This is a genomic window from Streptomyces sp. NRRL WC-3742 (genome assembly GCF_000720635.1).
In the GTDB taxonomy this organism is placed as follows: Bacteria; Actinomycetota; Actinomycetes; order Streptomycetales; family Streptomycetaceae; genus Kitasatospora.
Genome location: NZ_JOCF01000013.1, coordinates 108,375 through 124,764, shown reverse-complemented (window position 1 = coordinate 124,764; position 16,390 = coordinate 108,375). Strand labels below are relative to the sequence as shown.

At 71.9% G+C, this 16,390-nt stretch carries 14 protein-coding genes; 3 read left to right on the top strand and 11 right to left on the bottom strand.

Features of this window, described 5'->3' with window-relative positions; translation table 11 throughout:
- Window positions 1-564: 564 nt before the first annotated feature.
- Window positions 565-1,995, bottom strand: coding sequence for an NAD(P)/FAD-dependent oxidoreductase (locus tag IH61_RS0110820; RefSeq protein ID WP_051836778.1), 1,431 nt, complete (start codon window positions 1,993-1,995; stop codon window positions 565-567).
- 440 nt (window positions 1,996-2,435) lie between these two features.
- On the opposite strand from IH61_RS0110820, the gene IH61_RS0110810 reads away from it, so the two are divergent.
- Window positions 2,436-2,867, top strand: coding sequence for a hypothetical protein (locus tag IH61_RS0110810; protein ID WP_031068184.1), 432 nt, complete (start codon window positions 2,436-2,438; stop codon window positions 2,865-2,867).
- Window positions 2,868-2,911: 44 nt separating this feature from the next.
- On the top strand, window positions 2,912-3,508 hold the full coding sequence (locus IH61_RS0110805; RefSeq protein ID WP_051836777.1) for a PadR family transcriptional regulator: 597 nt from the start codon (window positions 2,912-2,914) through the stop codon (window positions 3,506-3,508).
- 20 nt (window positions 3,509-3,528) lie between these two features.
- Here IH61_RS0110805 and IH61_RS0110800 read toward each other — a convergent pair whose 3' ends face one another.
- The 9 genes from IH61_RS0110800 to IH61_RS0110755 form a co-directional block, all read right to left on the bottom strand.
- Entirely contained in the window at window positions 3,529-4,323 is a 795-nt protein-coding gene (locus IH61_RS0110800) for an SGNH/GDSL hydrolase family protein (protein ID WP_031068180.1), read from the bottom strand.
- Complete coding sequence (locus IH61_RS0110795; RefSeq protein WP_031068178.1) at window positions 4,320-4,721, bottom strand: nuclear transport factor 2 family protein; 402 nt, start codon at window positions 4,719-4,721, stop codon at window positions 4,320-4,322. Before IH61_RS0110795 ends, IH61_RS0110800 begins: the two co-directional genes overlap by 4 nt.
- Window positions 4,722-5,008: 287 nt before the next feature.
- The gene (locus tag IH61_RS0110785) at window positions 5,009-6,265 is read right to left on the bottom strand and encodes an aspartate aminotransferase family protein (protein ID WP_031068176.1); all 1,257 of its coding nucleotides are present in this window, start codon (window positions 6,263-6,265) and stop codon (window positions 5,009-5,011) included.
- Between the two features lie 16 nt (window positions 6,266-6,281).
- Complete coding sequence (locus IH61_RS0110780; RefSeq protein WP_031068173.1) at window positions 6,282-7,397, bottom strand: Zn-dependent alcohol dehydrogenase; 1,116 nt, start codon at window positions 7,395-7,397, stop codon at window positions 6,282-6,284.
- Complete coding sequence (locus IH61_RS0110775; protein ID WP_037972247.1) at window positions 7,394-8,785, bottom strand: NAD-dependent succinate-semialdehyde dehydrogenase; 1,392 nt, start codon at window positions 8,783-8,785, stop codon at window positions 7,394-7,396. Before IH61_RS0110775 ends, IH61_RS0110780 begins: the two co-directional genes overlap by 4 nt.
- 26 nt (window positions 8,786-8,811) lie before the next feature.
- Window positions 8,812-9,516 (bottom strand): hypothetical protein, encoded by a 705-nt coding sequence (locus IH61_RS0110770; protein ID WP_031068169.1) that lies wholly within the window; start codon window positions 9,514-9,516, stop codon window positions 8,812-8,814.
- Window positions 9,513-10,907, bottom strand: coding sequence for a flavin monoamine oxidase family protein (locus IH61_RS0110765; protein WP_031068167.1), 1,395 nt, complete (start codon window positions 10,905-10,907; stop codon window positions 9,513-9,515). Before IH61_RS0110765 ends, IH61_RS0110770 begins: the two co-directional genes overlap by 4 nt.
- Window positions 10,891-11,826, bottom strand: a complete 936-nt coding sequence (locus IH61_RS0110760) for an alpha/beta fold hydrolase (RefSeq protein ID WP_031068165.1) — start codon at window positions 11,824-11,826, stop codon at window positions 10,891-10,893. The genes IH61_RS0110765 and IH61_RS0110760 overlap by 17 nt, the downstream gene beginning before the upstream one ends.
- Window positions 11,819-13,354, bottom strand: a complete 1,536-nt coding sequence (locus tag IH61_RS0110755; RefSeq protein WP_037972244.1) for a flavin-containing monooxygenase — start codon at window positions 13,352-13,354, stop codon at window positions 11,819-11,821. Before IH61_RS0110755 ends, IH61_RS0110760 begins: the two co-directional genes overlap by 8 nt.
- Window positions 13,355-13,926: 572 nt before the next feature.
- Between IH61_RS0110755 and IH61_RS0110745 the strand changes: the two genes are divergently transcribed.
- The gene (locus IH61_RS0110745) at window positions 13,927-15,162 is read left to right on the top strand and encodes a PucR family transcriptional regulator (protein WP_031068160.1); all 1,236 of its coding nucleotides are present in this window, start codon (window positions 13,927-13,929) and stop codon (window positions 15,160-15,162) included.
- Between the two features lie 2 nt (window positions 15,163-15,164).
- On the opposite strand, the gene IH61_RS0110740 is transcribed toward IH61_RS0110745, so the two are convergent.
- Window positions 15,165-16,343 (bottom strand): MFS transporter, encoded by a 1,179-nt coding sequence (locus tag IH61_RS0110740; protein WP_051836776.1) that lies wholly within the window; start codon window positions 16,341-16,343, stop codon window positions 15,165-15,167.
- Between the last annotated feature and the right edge of the window lie 47 nt (window positions 16,344-16,390).

Below are 16,390 nucleotides of genomic sequence, written 5' to 3'. Positions count from 1 at the left end.
CGGATGGGCCGTCACATCGGTCACGCGCTCGCCGTAGATCCACACGTCCCGGCCGTCACGGACGCTCTCCAGGTACTCCTCCCCGGTCTGGGGACGGGAAACGCTGGTACTGCTGCTCATCTGGGGAGACCACCTCTCGAACCGGCGACGGGGACGGCGCGACGGTCTCCGGGCGGGCCGAGCACATGACATGACCTGATCCGGCAGGCGCGCGCCACTTCGAATTCTCGAACCGTGCGCCGGGCCCGAACAGTCGGCCGCTCGTACTAGTGCCGCGCGAGGGCCTGTGGAAGGGGAACAGGGCTGGCAGCCCCCGCCTCCTGCGCGTCGCACCCGGACGGTGCCTCGCCTACGAGGACACCGACGAGGGCGTCACCGCCGCCACGGCCGCGGGCATGCACGTCGTCGACGTCAGGCTCCGGCCCTGGCAATGAGCGGATCCGCCCCGGCCGACCCCTGACACCCCGAACCCGATCCTCCGGCGGCAGGTGCGCCCGGCGGTACTGCCGGCCGCACCTACCGCCGACTACGGGACCTCACCCCGGCGGCGGCCTGCTCAACCGCTCAGCTGCCCGCGCGTCCTTGCTGATAGCTGTTGATGGTCTTCGCCAGGGCTGCTCCGTGTTCGTAGGCCAGCGGGGCGAGTTCGGGCGGCAGGACGAAGCCGTCGGGGAGCTGGGTGTAGGCGGCGGCCAACTGCTGGTGGTAACCGTCGGCGAGCGTCTGCGGCCAGGCACCGGTCAGCGGCGGGCGCATCCGGGCCTCGGCGGCCAGCGCCCGGTGGTGGGCGGCGGCCTCGGCGACCGCGTCCTGCACGGTCCAGTCGCTGATCGGCGCCCGTTGCGGGCGCCACGGCGTCAGCCACGCACTGGCAGTGCCGTCCAGGATCTCGGTGGCAAGTTCCTGGGCGATCAGCGGCGAGGCGTGCAGTCCGTCCCGGTGCGTTCCGGTCGCCACCCACAGGCCGGGCCGGCTGGTGACGCCCAGGAGGGGGTGCCCGTCGAGGCCGATGGGCCGGTTGCCGTGGTGGATTCGGCGTAGCCGGGCGGTGGCGAGGCCGTGGTGGAGCTGGCCGAGCGCGGCGTCCAGCAGGAACCGCACCCCGCCCAGGTGCGGGGCGTCACCGGGCTCGAGGGTCGGCGCGGCCGTGGCTCCGATGTACCAGGCGCCGTCGGCCTGCGGCACGGCGTGCAGTCCGCACGCGTACGCCCGGTTCGGGGTCCGCAGCACCGACGGCAGCGGCATCGGGGCGGTCACGCTCACCGCCGTACCCTCCGCCGCCGCGACCGGCATCAACGTCAGGCCGGGGTCCACGGCCTCGACCAGCGGGCGGGTCCAGGCTCCAGCCGCCACCACGAGCGTGGGCGCAGCGAACTGCCCGCCCCGCGTCGACAGCACATACCGGGTGCCGTCCGCCCGCACCGCGGCGGACGGCACCCGCGTCACGTTGGGCAGCGCCTCCAGGGCCGCGTCGAGGCAGCCGAGCCAGCGTCGGGCATCCAGGAACGCCTCGGCGGGCAGGTGCAGCGCGCGCAGCGCCCGGTCGTTGTCCAGCGGACGAAGCCCCGGCACCTGACCCGGCTCGATCTCCTCCACCGGGACGCCGAACTCGCGCCCGGCCCGACCGATCGCCGCGAACGAGCGCTCGTCCAGCACCGAGCCCACCGCGTTCAGCAGCACGAAGGTCCCGGTTCCGTAGCCGTCGCCGCGCGGTCGGACCACGGCCTCCCGGACCCGGCGCCGCCATGTGGGCCACCGCCCGGCCGCCTCCAGCGCCAGTTCCACCCTCAGGCGGCCGTGCCGCGTGGCCAGCGCCGCCGCGGTCACCTCCCCCAGAGCACCGAGCATCGCCCCCGCCGCTTCGGACGCGCCCGCACCGCGGCGGCCGGACAGCACCACCCGCAGCTCCGGCGCGCGGGAAGCCAACTCGAACGCCGTCGACCGGCCCAACACCCCCGCGCCCACCACGATCACGTCCGCCCCGACCCGGCGCACAGAGCCCCCTTCCGCTGATGGTCAACGGCCCCAGTCCTACCCGAGCCCGCGGTCCGGCATTCCGAAATGCCTTGCGGACGTGTCCTTGTGGATCATCGGTCGGTTGGAACTGGTGGCCCGGGCGCCGGGCCGCCGCCGAGCCGCCTCGGCCAAGGGGTGGCCGGCTGCCCGCGCAGCGTGATCTCCGCCCGACCCGTCGTCCTCGGCCACCAGTTGCTCGACCACCCGCACCGCGCTGTTCACCGCGGCCCGCGAGACCACTCCCTCCAGCGCCCGCCACAGCGCCGCCACGTCCAGGGCCCCGTTCGGCCGGTGCTTCCGTGGGCCGTTGGGAGGAAGCGGCGACAGGCCGGCACCGAGCATGCGGTTCGCTGACCGACCGCCCGTCGCGCGTCGTTCATGATCGTCGCGTCAGCCGTCAGCCATGTACCGGAGCCGACATGTCCCCCTCCACCGACCCGTCCCCTCCGCACCGCCGGTGGGGCGCCGTGCCGATCGTGTGCGCCGTGGTGTCGGTGGTCCTGTTCGTCCTGGCCGGTGTCGCCGCCGCCGGCATCGACAACCCGGTGCACGAGGTGATGCGGCACGGCCACCGCCTGGCCGTCGTGCTGGCCTGCTCGGTGGTCGGACTCGCGCTGGTGGCCTGGCTGCTGCTGCGTCCCCGCCCCGGCAAGCCGTCCACTCTGGGCTGGTTCAGCGTCGGCGTCAGCGCCCTCTGCCTGCTCGCCACCCTGTTCGTCCGGGTCTCCGTCGCAGCGGACGACACCGTCGCCGGGGCCCCCGGCACGGTGGTCACCACCCAGGCTGCGGCCACCTCCTACCTGCGGGGCGAGGGACGCGAGGGCCTCCAGCATACGTGCCTTGTTGATTAATCGCGTCGGTCGCCGGTGCGCGGGGCGCTCGCTAGGCTGGCGGCATGGCCCTGCGCAACGCGATCATGTCGACCCTCCTGGAGGGCGAGGCGTCCGGATACGACCTGACGAAGGCGTTCGACGCGTCGGCGGCGAACTTCTGGATGGCCACACCGCAGCAGCTCTACCGGGAGCTGGACCGGATGAAGGCCGACGGGCTGATCAGCGCCCGGGTCGTCGAACAGGAGCGGCGGCCGAACAAGCGGCTGTTCTCGCTCACCGAGGCGGGCCGCGCCGCCCTGCGGTCGTTCACGGCCTCGCCGCCGCGGCCGTCCGCGATCCGGGACGAACTGCTCGTCCAGGTGCAGGCCGTGGACGCGGGCGACCAAGAGGCCGTGCGCGCGGCGCTGCTCGAACGTCTGGTGTGGGCACAGGCCAAGGTGGCCCGCTACGAGCGCCTGCGGGCGCGGCTGCTGGACGGGCGTTTCGAGGACGAGTACCTCGCCACGGCCGAACGGATCGGGCCGTACCTGACGCTGATGCGCGGACTGTCGTTCGAGCGCGAGAACCAGCGCTGGTGCGAGCAGGCACTCGCGGTCCTGGACCGGCGCCGAACCGCCGCGCCGGCCCCCGGGCGGGAGCCGGCGCAGGGGCCGGTCTGACGGTCTTCGTGGGCGGCCGCTCAGTGCACCGGGCGGGGAGCCCCGACGGGCCGCAGTTCCGGGCGCTTCGCGACCCTTCCGTCGCCGGAGGAGCGGCCGCGCAGGCGGCGCATCAGCCACGGCCCGAGGAAGGTGCCGATCCAGGCGGCCTCCCGGACGGCCCGCTGCCGGAGCCCTGCCGCCGGGAGCGGAGGCAGCGGCTCGGCCCACCCGCTGTCGCTGCCGGGCAGCGCGAGCGCCTCGGCCGCCGCGGCGGCGATCCCGGCGTGGCCGAGCGGGCTGGCGTGCAGCCGGTCCGCGCTCCACATGCGCGGATCGGTCGTCGCCTCGTGCGGGAAGAAGTCGACGACCAGGACGCCGCGGTGGTCGGCCGTGGCCCGGATGCGCGCATTGAGGTCCAGGACCCGGGGCCGCAGCCCGCGGGCCAACGGCGCGATCCGGCCGATGTCGGGGAAGGTGAAGGTGAGCACCCGCGCCCCCGCGCCCGTGAAGGCGGCGAACATCGCGTCGAGTTCCGCCACCACCTCGCCCGCGTCGAAACCGGGCCGCATCAGGTCGTTCATCCCGGCGACCACGGTGACCAGGTCCGGCCGTAGCGCGAGGGCCGGGGAGAGCTGTTCGGCCCGTACCTGGCCGGCGAGCCGGCCGCGGACGGCGAGGTTGGCGTAGAGCAGGTCGGGCTCGTGCTCGGAGATCGTCTCGGCCAACCGGTCCGCCCAGCCGCGCCATCCGGCCGTCTCGTCACCGTCACCCAGGCCCTCGGTCTGGCTGTCGCCGATCGCGACGTACCGGCGGAAGCCCGTGGTCGCGCTCATGCCTCGGACGCGCCCAGCGCTTCGGCGGTGATTCGCTCGAACTGCGCGCCCATCGCCGTGGAGAGGGCCTGGGCGCCGGAGAGCGGGCGGACCATCACCGTCAACTCGTCGATCAGGCCGTCCTCGTCGAAGTGGAGGAAGTCACAGCCGTGCACCTCGCGGCCGTCGACGGCGGCCTTGAAGACGAAGGCCCGGTCGCGGCCGTCCGCACCGTTGATCTCGCGGACGTAGCGGAAGTCCTCGAAGACCCGTCCGACACCGCGCAGGATCGCGGCGGTCATGGCCTTGCCCGGGTAGGGCTTGAAGGCGACGGGGCTGGTGAAGACGACGTCCTCGGCCAGGAGGGCCTGAAGGGCGTCGTGATCGCCGGCCTCAACGGCTGCGCGAAAGGGGTGCACGACAGACTCCATAGTCAACAAATTGAATACTCTCTGCGCGCGAGCCTAGCCTCGGGGTCCGGGCGCTGTCGAGGGCGTGCCGCGGGGTCGACCTGGACGTAGGTGAGACGCGTCGGACCGAGGACCACGGCGTCCCGGTCGGGGCGCATGCGGGCGGAGTCCTCCAGCAGGACCGAGAGGTTCAGCATGGTGTCTTCCGGAAGGTGGACCGAACCAGGCCGCGGGGGGGGAACACACGGCCTGGTTCGGAGTAGGTGGGGCTCACACGTGGGGGCTCGAGCCTGAGATCAGAACTTCTCCAGGAGCCGGTGGAGGGCTTCGGCCGTCGCCTCGATGTCGGCGGTGGTGTGCGCCGTGCTGAGGAAGACCTTGCCGGACGGCATGAACAAAACGCCCTGGCGCAGCATCCCTTCGAGGATCGCGGTCCAGGTCCCGCCGGTTCCGTGGAGGCCGGTGGCACCGCCGGCGGGGACGTACTGGAGGAGCGAGCCGACCCGGTTGAAGCGGCCGAAGTCGGGAGACGAGCCGAGGGCGCCACCGACGAGAGCCTCGAACTCGGACGAGGTCCGTTCGAGCTGCTCGTAGACCGCGGGATCGGCCAGGACGCGCATCGTCGCCTCGACGGCCGCCAGGGCGACCGGGTTGGCGTTGAAGGTTCCGGCATGAACCACGCCGGCCGTCACCTGATCGACGAGTTCGGCCCGGCCGACGACGGCGCTCTGGGTGAAGCCTCCGGCCATCGCCTTCCCGAAGACGGACAGGTCGGGCAGCACGCCGTACTTCTCGGCCGCCCCGCCCCGGGCGATCCGGAACCCGGCGATCACCTCGTCGAAGACGAGGACGACGCCGTGCCGGTCACAAAGGGTGCGCAGCGTCGACAGGAACCCCGGTGCGGGCTCTTCGACGCCGGCGTTGCTCATCACCGGGTCGACGAGCACGGCGGCGATGTCGCGCTCGACGGCCTCGCCAAGCAGCCGCTCGGCCAGCGGTACGTCGTTGAAGCGCGCCACGACCAGGTCGTCCAGCACGCTGGGCGACTGTCCCGGCCCGCCGGGGGCTGCGGGGCGGTCGCCGTCGTCCTCGGACATCCCGGCGTACACGGTGTCGTGCCAGCCGTGGTAGCTCTTGGCGAACTTGAGGACGCGACGCCGCCCGGTGGCGGCGCGCGCGAGGCGGAGTGCGACCTGCACCGCCTCGGTCCCCGTGTTGCTCCACAGCAGTCGCTCGCCGTGCGGGACGGCCTCCAGGACCGCCTCCGCCGCGAGGTACTCGAGCGCGTGGCCGGTGCCGACGACCTGCATCCTGGTCAGGACGTCGGCCACCGCGGACACCACGCGCGGGTCGCCGTGCCCGAGGACGAGCGGGCCCCAGGCCATCACGTAGTCGGTGTACCGGTCGCCGTCGAGGTCCCACACGTGGGCGCCGTGTGCCTCCCGCACGAAGAGCGGGTGGGGAGGCATCGCGGCGCGCAGGCCGGACCCCACACCGCCGCCGATGCTGCGTCGGGCCCGCTCGAAGGCCAGGCGGGACGATTCCAGGGCCATGGATTGCCACTGCCTTTCAGTACGTGATCACCGAGCGGATGCCGATGCCGCGCTTCAGTTGGTCGAAGCCTTCGTTGATGTCCTTCAGGTCGATCACGCGCGTCACGAGGGAGTCGAGGTCGATCCGGTCGTTCAGGTAGTGGTCGATCAGCAGGGGGAAGTCCGAATCCGGCGTGCTGGAGCCGTAGTTCGACCCGATGAGGGAGAGCTCCTGGTCGGACATGACGAACGGGTCGATGGAGATCCGCACGCCGTCCGCCACCTGCCCGGCGACCACCGCCGTGCCGCCTCGGGCGAGGACCGCGTAGGCAGCCTCGATGGTGCGCGGCAGCCCGATGGCCTCGATGGCCACCTCCACGCCGCGTCCGTCGGTGAGCTGGGAGATCCGCTCGGCGAGGTCCTCGCTGCGGTTGTTGATCACGTGGGTGGCGCCGAAGTGGCGGGCCTGCGCGAGCTTGTCGTCGGAGACGTCGGCGGCGATGATCCTCCGGGCGCCGACGAGCCGGGCGCCCTGGATCGCGTTGAGGCCGACGCCGCCGCAGCCGAGGACCAGCACGGTGTCGCTCGGACGCACCTTGGCGGTGTTGACGGCCGCGCCGACGCCGGTGGTGACGGCGCATCCGACCAGGGCGGCCTGGGGGAACGGGGCGTCCTGGCGGACGGCGATCGCCGCCGACTCGGGCACCAGGGTGTACTGCCCGAACGTTCCCAGGCCGGCGAAACTGTAGACGTCGCCCCCGTCCGCGGACGTGACGCGGGATCGGCCGTCGAACGACAGGTGGTTCGCCGAGTGCCGGCTGACCATGTCGCACAGGACCGGCCTTCCGCCGACGCAGTGGCGGCAGCGGCGACACGACGGCGTCCACGACAGCACCACGTGGTCGTCCGGCTTGAGGGTCGTGACGCCTGCGCCGACGCGCTCGACCGTCCCGGCCCCTTCGTGGCCGAGGATCATCGGCGACGGCACCTCCCACTCGCCGACCAGCGCGTGGAGGTCGCTGTGGCACAGCCCGCTCGCTCCGAGTCGCACGAGTACCTCGCCGGGCGGGGGTGTCGAGGGGAGGGAGACCCGCTCGATGGTCAGCGGCGCGCCCGGGGCCCGGAGGACGGCGGCGTCGAACTCGATGGTCATGACGGGTTTCCTCCCGTGGGCTGCGCCGGACGGGTCGCAGCGGTGCGGATGAGCTTGCGGTTGGCGAACTCGTCGATTCCGGCCCGGCCCAGTTCCCGGCCGAAGCCGGACCGCTTGACCCCGCCGAAGGGCAGTTCGGCGCCTTCGAGGCCGACGCCGTTGACGAAGACCATGCCCGCGTCGATCCGGTCGGCGACGCGCGCGGCCTGGTCGGCGTCGGTCGTGAACAGGTAGGAGCCCAGTCCGTACGGTGTGGCGTTCGCCAGTTCGACGGCCTCGTCCTCGGACCGGGCCCGGTGGAGGATCGCGACGGGGCCGAAGAGCTCCTCGGCGGCCGTGGGCGAGGTCGGCGACACGTTCGTCAGGACGCCGGGCGGGAAGTGCGCCCCTTCGCGCTTGCCTGCGGAGACGAAGGCCGCTCCGTGGTCGATGGCTCGCTCGACCTGTTCCTCGAGGTACTCGGCGGCGGCGACCGAGGACAGGGGTGCCAAGCCGTCGGTCATGGCGAGCACCTTGTGGGTGAACGCGTCCAGGAAGGCGTCGTAGAGGTCGTCGGCGACGATGAACCGCTTCGCGCCGTTGCACGCCTGCCCGGTGTTCTCGAACCGGGCCTCGACCGCCGCTCGGACCGTGGCGTCGAGGTCGTCGGTCGACAGCACGATGAAGGGGTCCGAGCCGCCCAGTTCGAGCACCACCTTCTTGAGGCTGCGCCCGGCCTGCGCGGCGACCTCCGCGCCGGCCCGCTCCGAACCGGTGAAGGAGACCCCCTGCACCCGGGGGTCCGCGATGGCGACGGCGATCTGCTCGCGGGTGGCGTAGACGTTGACGTAGCAGCCCTCGGGAGCGCCCGCGTCGGTGAACAACTGCTGGAGGGCCGCGGACGACTCCGGGCACTGCGACGCGTGCTTGAGCACGATGGTGTTGCCCAGCGCGAGGTTCGGTGCGGCGAACCGGGCCACCTGGTAGTACGGGTAGTTCCAGGGCATGATCCCCAGGAGCACGCCGATCGACCGGCGGCGGATGAGAGCGGTGCCCTCTCCCCCCAGGAGCTCGATCGGCTCGTCGGCGAGGAACGCCTCCGCGTTCTCGGCGTAGTACCGGTAGATGGAGGCGCTGAACTCGACCTCCGCGAGGGCCTGGTCCAGCGGCTTGCCCATCTCCCGCTGGATGATCGCGGCGAGCTGCGCGCTGCGCTCCTCGTGCAGGTCGGCGACGGCGCTCAACAGCCAGGCGCGCTGGGCGAGGGAGGTCTGCCTCGACCAGTGCGCGTATGCCTTCGCCGCCGCGTCGAGCGCTCCGTCGACGGCCTGGTCCGTCGCGGTGGGGTACTCCTTGACCACTGTGCCGTCAGCGGGGTCCACCACCGCGTACACCTGCCTGTTCGCCATCCTGACTCCTTCTTCGTGTTCGGGGTTCATGCGGGGGCTCCGACTGCGCGGGCCGGGTTCGCGTCCAGGGCGGCGTTGCGGTCGTGCAGCACGCGGTAGGCGCGGAAGTAGACGAATATCTGGGTGCCCCACGTGGCCAGCGCGGCGGTGTAGAAGATCGCGCGGTTCGCGTCGTCGAACGGCAGGGGGAAGAAGTCGTAGGTGATCGCGATGGCGGTCCCGGCGGCCGTGACCAGTGCCGTCGCGACCGCCGGCCACCTCGCGCCTGCCTGCCAGAGCCGCTTGACGAAGTACCCGAGGAAGACCGCCGTGAGGAGATTGACGACGACGTAGAACACGGCGACCGCGAACGCGGCGCGGTCGGTGTGGAGGTCCGCACCGTGGAACGGCCGGAGGAACAGGCCGGCCACGACCGCGGCTCCGAACACGGCGATGTCGACGCCTCGGCTCGGTCTGTAGCGATGGGTGACCATCATCAGACCCATGATCAGGATGACCGTGATGCCGACGGACCTGGAGAAGGCGTCGAAGAAGTAGGCCACGTCGTACAGGACGCTGCCGGGATCGGCGCCCAGCAGCGACCAGACCAGGAAGTTGCTGCCCGACGTCGCGACCACCATCGTCTCGAGGCCGAGGAGGTAGTTGCCGTACCGGCGGATGAATTTCCAGCCGTAGAAGTAGCCGGAGAAGATCATCCACAGATCCGCCAGCAGGAACAGCGCCTCCTTCATCTCGACGCCCCCTCTCGCACGTTGCTGGACAGGAGGGTGGCGACGTTCTCGGCGGTGCGCTGGCCCGTCAGAACCGCGCCGTTCATGGTCCCGGCCCACTCACCGGCGGTTTCGGTGCCGGCCCAGTGGATGCGCCCGTGGGGCTCGCCGAGCGCCCGGCCGTAGCTCACGGTCGCGTGGGGACCGGCGACCGGGTGGGGGCCGCCCGGGGCGAACGGCTCCGCTCCCCAACGGTGGTCCAGGTAGTCGATCGGGGTGCTGGCCTGCGGACCGTAGAGGTCGACGAGTTGCTGGACGACCAGGTCGCGTCGGGTCTCGGGGCTGAAGCCGTCGAAGACGCGAGGGTCGCAGAAGGCCATCAGGACGCCCGGTCCGGCAGGGGTGGGGGACACGTCGAAGGTGATGAACACGGTGCCGGTGTCGGTCACTGCCTCACCGGAGCAGCCGTCGGCCCGCCAGAAAGGCTTGTCGTAGGCCACGAATGCCTTGCTGAGGACGCCCATGCGCCAGGTCCGCGTGAGCCCCTCGGCCCGCTCGGGCAGAGCGGGTTCGTACTCGATGGTGGCGCGGTGCGCCGGGGCGGCCGTGACGATCGCGTACCCCGCGTGGATCTCGCCGGAGTCGGTGTGGACGGTCACGCCGTTGCCGTCCTGCGTGATGCGGCGCACCGGTGTCGCCAGCCGCACGCGGTCGCCGAGCCGCTCCGCCGCCCGCTTGGCGATCTCCTGGGTGGTTTCGACGAACCGGTCCTCGTTCGCTCCGCCCTCGACGTCCAGCATGTGGTTGAGCCCACCCGCCGCACGGATGTAGCGCAGTACGTGCAGCAGGGAGACGTCTCCCGGGGTGCAGCCCCACTGCACCTTGCTGACGATGGTCATCAGCGCCCGGGTGCTGGGCAGCGCGTTCTTCCGGTCGAGCCACTCGCCGAACGAGACGGCGTCGAGCCGGCCCGCCCCGGGCGTCTCCCACGGGGCGCTCACGTCGATGGTCGCGACCAGCTTGTTCACCGCCGTCTGCACGCGGGCCATGTCCACCAGGGTCGCGGGGGAGACCTTGGGAATGGTGCCGCTGTAGGTGCGGCGTCGGCCTGCCAACCACAGCACGTTGCGACCCTGGTCGAACTGGTCGGTCGTGGTACACCCCATCCGGTTCGCGAGGTCCCGGATGGCGGTGTGCTGTCGTGACACCCACGTCGCTCCGAGGTCGACCTTCACGCCTGCCACCTCGCCGGAGAGCGATCGGCCGCCGACCCGGTCGCGGGCTTCCACGACCAGGACGGACCGCCCCGTGCTCACCAGTCGCTCGGCGGCGCACAGACCGGCGAAACCGGCGCCGACGACCACGACGTCGACCGTGGTGTTCCGGGGTTCGCGTTCAAGGGGTGCGGACATGGTTTCCTCCTTCGCCCACGCGGGCCGCGTGCTGCGCGATGTACTGGGTGACGGGGCCGACGAGGGCCTCGGGGATGTGATGGCCCATGCCGGGGATGACCACGTGCCGCGCCGAACGGATGGCCCGTGCGGTCGCGGCGCCGCCGCTCGGGTCGACCAGCAGGTCCCGGTCACCGTTGACGACCAGCGTCGGTGCGGTGATCGTGCTCAACTGGCCCGTCCGGTCCCCGGAGCGCTGGATGGCCTGGATCTGGCGCGCCACGCCGGCCGCCGGGTCACCGGCGCTGCGGTCCCAGCCGCGCGCCGCGATGGCCGCCTCGGCCGCGTCGTCGATGGGGTACCCCGTTCCCGCGACATGGCCGGTGAGCCGCAGGTGGGCCCGAACCGCCTCGGTCCTGGTCCGGGCCGGCGGGGCGGCGAGCAGCCGGATCGTCGACAGCGCCGGCCGACCCACCCTCCTCGCCCCGGTCGTCGAGTAGACGGACGTGAGCGACAGCACGCGCTCGGGCGCCGTGGCCGCGAGGGTCTGCGCGATCATCCCGCCCATCGACCGTCCGACCAGATGGGCCCGGGCGATCCCGAGGTGGTCGAGGACGCCGACGGCGTCCTGGGCCATGTCGGCCAGCACGTAGGCGTCGCCGCGCGGGCGGGCGACGATCTGCCGCCAGAGCGCGGGAGGCGGTGCGGTGACGAACGTCGACCGGCCGACGTCGCGATTGTCGACCGCGACGACCCGGAAGCCGCGGGCGACGAGCGCGTCGAAGAACGGCTCGGTCCAGAAGGTGAGGTCCTCGCCCAGTCCGGCGATGAGCAGGATGGCGGGGTCGGTCCGGTCGCCGTGGTCGCGGAAGCAGATCGTCAGCCCGGAGGGCAGGGCCGCGTACTGGTCCGCGCCGGCCACGCCGTTGGAGTCAGGCACGGGTCGCTCGCCCCCCGTCGGACGGGTGCGCGACCCAGCGGGCGCTGCCGAACACGAGGTTGTTGTCGGCGACCGGTCCGCGCAGCGCCTTGGCGTCCTCGGGGTAGGACAACGCCATCCGCCAGGGCTTCTCGAGGCCCTGCTTGGGGAGCAGGCTCTCGGCGCGCTTGGCGTAGCCGGCCTTCAGGTCCATCACCGGTCTGCGTTCCATCCCGGGCTGGGCAACCGGGACCACCCGGTCGTACCCGTGGGCGTCCATGTGCCGGACGAGGTCGATGAAGTAACGGCACATCAGGCTCACCTTGAGCGTCCACGACGACGTGGTGTAGCCGATCGCCATCGCCCAGTTGGGGATCCCGCTCAGCAGCATCCCGCGGTAACAGACCGCGTCCGCGAGGTCGACCTCACGGCCGTCGACCACGATCGGCATGCCGCCGAAGAGCTGCAGGTTCAACCCCGTCGCGGTGACGACGACGTCGGCTTCCAGCTCCTCGCCCGAGCCGAGCACGACGCCGCGCCTGCTGAACCGCGTGATCGTGTCGGTGACGACGCTCGCGTGACCGTTCTTGATCGCGTCGAAGAAGTCGCCGTCCGGGGCCAGGCACAGCCGCTGGTCCCACGGGTCGTACGGCGGGTTGAAGTGCTTGTCGACGTCGAACCCCTTGGGCAGCCGCTTGAGGTTCTCGCGCCGGATCAACCGGCGCCCGGCCTTCGGGAACGTCCGCAGTCCCTTGACGACCGCGCGGTCGATCCAGATGTTCTTGAACCTCGTCGCGGCGTAGCCGCGCTCCTCCCCCAGCGCCTTCGTGAGCGCCAGGGCGACCTTGTCGACGCGCGGCAGGGCCAGCACGTACGTCGGGGTCCGCTGCAACATCGTCACGTGCCGGGCGGCACCCGGCCCGGTGGCCATCGACGGCACCAGGGTGATCGCGGTCGCGCCGCTGCCGATGACGACGACCTTCTTGCCGCTGTAGTCCAGGTCCTCGGGCCAGTGCTGCGGATGGACGACCGCGCCCTCGAAGTCCTCCTGCCCGGGGAAACGGGGAGAGAAGCCCTCGTCGTACCGGTAGTAGCCGGTGGCGGCGAACACCCATCCGGCACGGACGGTCTTCGTCTCGCTCGGCCCGCCGGCGGGGTCGGCCACCTCCACCGTGAGGGTCCACCGACTGTCGAGCGAGGACCATTCGGCCCCGACGACCCGGTGGCGCAACCTGATCAGGCGCTCCAGCCGGTTCTCCTCGACCGTCTCCCTGAGGTAGTCCCGGATCAACGGCGCGTCGGCGATCGCGGCTTCGTGGCGCCACGGCTTGAACTCGTAACCGAAGGTGTGGAGGTCCGAGTCCGAGCGGATGCCCGGATAGCGGAAGAGGTCCCAGGTGCCGCCGATGCTGTCGCGGCCCTCGAGTACGAGCAGGGACTTGCCGGGGAGTTCCCGGCTGAAGTAGCTGGCCGCACCGATTCCGGAGATGCCCGCTCCGATGATGACCACGTCGAACTCCTCGACGGCGTCAAGCACCTCAGTTGTCATGGCGTTTCCTCGCTGTTCCCGGGGTCGTGACCTCACTGTCGCCAACCACGGCCACGGGCGGGAACGACAGCGCGCACCCTCCTTGCGCCAGACCTGGTGCACCACGCACAAGCCGGCCGCGCGACGCCGCCACCCTTGTGGCGCCCCCGTCGGCGTGATACAGCTTTGCGTCGTTTACTGCCACCAAACCCTCCCGTCGCCTTCGCCGTGAACGACAGCCTCGCGGTCCCCGGCCCGGCGGGTCCGGTCCGTTCGGTGGTCGCCTGGCCGCGTACGAGCGGCCGCGCCGGCCGACAGCATCCGGGTGTCGCCGCCGACGACCAGGCGGGTGGAGCCGCTCAGCCCCAGCGCGAGGACGGTTCCCGGGCCGAGCCGATAGGGGCCACCGGTGCCCCCACCCGGTTCGATCACCGAGCGGAAGACCTGGAACTCCGTGGTGCCGGCAGGCGTCAGCAGGTACTCGACGGCGGCAGGGCGATGTACGGGGCCCCGGCTCGCCCCCTCCCCCACCGCCGGTGCCGCGGCGCGCGCCGGGTGCACTGGCTTCTCGAGATCAGGAGCAGACTTCGGACATGGACGAGCTGTGGCCCCCGCCTTCCCCCGAGGTCGCCGACGCGATCAGGTCCCTGTGCCAGCGCCTGATGAGCAAGACGGACGCCATGATCGACGCCCTCACCCCGCCCACTCTCGTGGCCCAGAACGACCCGGCCCTGCTCGCGGACGCGTCCCTGGCGGAGGAGGACCGCGAGCTCAACCGCTCCGATCTCGTGCAGTGGTTGACGGCGAACGTCCAGCAGCCGGGGCGGCGGGTGGAGCCGTACGTCGGGCCGCGTGCCACGGCCTACATCAACGTCCTCGTCTCCCGCGGCATCGCACCGGACTTCGTCGGCGCCTGGCGCGTGGCCTTGGGCATGGGCTGGCGGCGGTGGCTGGAGGAGTGCGCGGCGGAGTTCACCGATCGCGACCTCCTGGTGGACGTCCTGGACGTGTCGGCGAAGTCGCTGGTTCAGTACGCCCTCGACTCCGTCCTGGCGCTGCGGGAAGCCAGTCTCGCCGCGGCGATGGGCAACGCGGATGCCGAGGCGATCGCGTTGATCCAGCTGATCGCCGGCGGAGCACCGATGGCGCAGGACCTCGCAGAGGGGCGCCTGCACTACCGGATGGGGCGCTGCCACACCGGTCTCGTGCTGTGGATCGACGACCCCCGGCACGTCGACGCCCTGGACCTGGCCGTCGCGGCGGTGAGCACCCCGGCCTCGGACCGCAGCACCCTGGTGGCACGTGCCAGTACCACCTCGCGCTGGATCTGGCTCTCCGGTGCGAACATCCCGGACCCGTACCAGGTGGAGCAGGCCATGGCGACGGCACCCGGGGTCCGCGGCGCGGTGGGCAGGCCCGGCCACGGACTCGAAGGGTTCCGGTCCAGCCACCAGGACGCCCTCGCGGCGCAGGCACTGGTCAACCGGCTCACATCCGACCGGCAGTTCACCGCCTACGCCGACGTCGAGCTGATCGACGCGCTCACCAAGGACCGGGCCGGCGCCCGACGGTTCGTCATCAACACCCTCGGTCCGCTGGCCGAAGCCGACCCGGCGCTGCGGCAGGCGCTCCTCACCTACGTACAGTGCGGCTTCAACACCACACGGGCCGCCGCCGCTCTCTATGTGCACCGCAACACCGTCGAGCGGCGGGTCTCGCGCGCGAACGAGCTCTCCGCGGTCAAGGTCGAGGACAACCCGGCCCATCTTGCGGCAGCGCTCCTCGTGTTGGACATCGCGCCCGGCATCCTCGCGACCGCCTCGAACTGACCTCACACCACGGGATCGACCGGGCGCTCGAGCCTGCGGAACCAGTGGAGGGCCGGAAGGGCGAGCAGAGTGGCCCCCAGCAGCGCCGCGAAGGCGAGCGCGGGGCGGGTGACGAGCAGTCCGACTACCGTCGCCAGCACGACCCCTCCCAGGTTGCCCGCCATCCAGATCAGCCCGGCTGCCGTGCTCTCGGCCCCCGGCGCGTGCCGCTCGCTCAAGGACAACCCGATGGGAAGGGCAGGAAGCAGCATGAACCCGGTCCCGAGGAGCGTGACGAACGCTGTCAGCGGGCTCGGGACCAGGGCCAGATGCAGGCAGGCCATCGCGGTAACGGCGATCGCGGCACCCATGACCTCGACCTCGCGGCCGCGCCGGTCCGCCCAGACGGGCACGACCGCACAGCCGACCACACCGGCGATCATCGTCAGCGCGAGGATGAGGCCGGCGGTGGGTTCGGAGACGCCCGCCGGCGCCAGCAGGGGTTGCACGAACGTCGCGAGGGCGATGAACGTACCCATCGGGATGACGGCCAGCGCACACAGCCGTCGCACGTGCCGATTGCCGAACGCCACCCGGAAGGCACGGTTGGCGCCCGCTCCACCCGTCACCGTCCCCGTCACCGGGACTGACCCGTGGCCCGCGTACGGGCGCAAGCGCAGGGCCGCGACGAGACACAGCCCCGCGTCCAGGGCGACCAGGGCCGTCACGAAGGTGAGCGTACGGATGTTGCCCTCGCCGGGCAGGCACGCGCCGAGCAGGTAGCCCACGACCATGCCGGCGAACGTCGCGGAGGACGCGGCAGCGACGCCGGTGGCCCGGTGCCTCTCCGCCAGGTAGCCCACGGCGAGACCCGGTATCGCATTCAGGATGAACGGCTGTCCCACCGCGGCGACGACCTGCCCGATGAACGCCCAGGTGAAGTCGTCGGCCACCAGCCTCAGGAACGCCCCGACCGCGGTGAGGACCGCACCCAGCACGAGCGCCGGACGCAGGAACCGGTCGAGCGCCAGGCCGGCCGGGATCGCCAGCAGGACGTAGACCAGCGGGAAGACCTGGGACAGCCAACCGATCTGGCCCACCGAAACGCCGAAGTGCCGCGCGGCGTCCTGCGTCACCGGCGCGTAGGTCACGAACAGCGCCTGGGTCGCGACCGCCAGCAGCCCGTAGGCGAGGAAGACCACCCACCGACTCCTCACGGCCTGCTCCGCCGCCGGCGCCCCGGCCAGGC

Bases quoted from the DNA above. Each gene is read 5' to 3' on its own strand.
- IH61_RS0110810 (WP_031068184.1), top strand. From the start codon at position 2,436: ATGTCCCCCTCCACCGACCCGTCCCCTCCGCACCGCCGGTGGGGCGCC.
- IH61_RS0110805 (WP_051836777.1), top strand. From the start codon at position 2,912: ATGGCCCTGCGCAACGCGATCATGTCGACCCTCCTGGAGGGCGAGGCG.
- IH61_RS0110800 (WP_031068180.1), bottom strand. From the start codon at position 4,323: ATGAGCGCGACCACGGGCTTCCGCCGGTACGTCGCGATCGGCGACAGC.
- IH61_RS0110785 (WP_031068176.1), bottom strand. From the start codon at position 6,265: ATGGCCCTGGAATCGTCCCGCCTGGCCTTCGAGCGGGCCCGACGCAGC.
- IH61_RS0110780 (WP_031068173.1), bottom strand. From the start codon at position 7,397: ATGACCATCGAGTTCGACGCCGCCGTCCTCCGGGCCCCGGGCGCGCCG.
- IH61_RS0110775 (WP_037972247.1), bottom strand. From the start codon at position 8,785: ATGGCGAACAGGCAGGTGTACGCGGTGGTGGACCCCGCTGACGGCACA.
- IH61_RS0110770 (WP_031068169.1), bottom strand. From the start codon at position 9,516: ATGAAGGAGGCGCTGTTCCTGCTGGCGGATCTGTGGATGATCTTCTCC.
- IH61_RS0110765 (WP_031068167.1), bottom strand. From the start codon at position 10,907: ATGTCCGCACCCCTTGAACGCGAACCCCGGAACACCACGGTCGACGTC.
- IH61_RS0110755 (WP_037972244.1), bottom strand. From the start codon at position 13,354: ATGACAACTGAGGTGCTTGACGCCGTCGAGGAGTTCGACGTGGTCATC.
- IH61_RS0110745 (WP_031068160.1), top strand. From the start codon at position 13,927: ATGGACGAGCTGTGGCCCCCGCCTTCCCCCGAGGTCGCCGACGCGATC.